General features: G+C 62.1%; 1 pseudogene. It reads right to left on the bottom strand.

Annotated elements, in window-relative coordinates:
- Positions 1–560: pseudogene (locus QJT82_RS45565) on the bottom strand (IS3-like element ISRj2 family transposase); the annotation flags it as partial.

The raw sequence follows: 560 nt of genomic DNA, 5'->3' as shown, positions 1-560 counted from the left end.
GACGCAGAAGGCCGCCTCCATTGTGATCGAGACGCGATGGGCCAGGACCCGTCGGCTGAACACATCGACGACCGCCGCGAGATAGACGAAGCCACGCCGCATCGGAATGTAGGTGATGTCCATTGCCCACGCATGGTCGGGCCGCTCGATCTTCAATCCGCGCAACAGGTACGGGTAGATCTTGTGACCCGGAGCCGGCTTGCTCGTGTTCGGGCGACGATAGACCGCCTCGATCCCCATGCGCTTCATCAGCGTCGCGATGTGGCGGCGACCGGCGTATACCCCCTCCCGCCGCAGCAACGATCGCAGCATACGCGCTCCCGCGAAGGGATAATCGAGATGCAGCTCATCGAGCCGACGCATCAAGGCAAGGTCCTCGGCCGAAACTGGCCGAGGTTCATAGTAGACCGTGCTGCGAGCCAGCTTCAGGACCTTCGCCTGGCGCACGATAGAAAGATCATGACCGCGGTCGATCATCGCTTTGCGCTCAGCAGGCCCGCCTTGGTGAGCGCGCCGGACAAAAAATCGTTTTCCAACGCCAGCTCGCCGATCTTGGCATG

Source organism: Bradyrhizobium sp. Mp19, assembly GCF_029952935.1.
Taxonomy (GTDB): Bacteria; Pseudomonadota; Alphaproteobacteria; order Rhizobiales; family Xanthobacteraceae; genus Bradyrhizobium; species Bradyrhizobium elkanii.
Note: the sequence above shows the minus strand (reverse complement) of the source record. Positions and strands in the feature narration are given on the sequence as shown.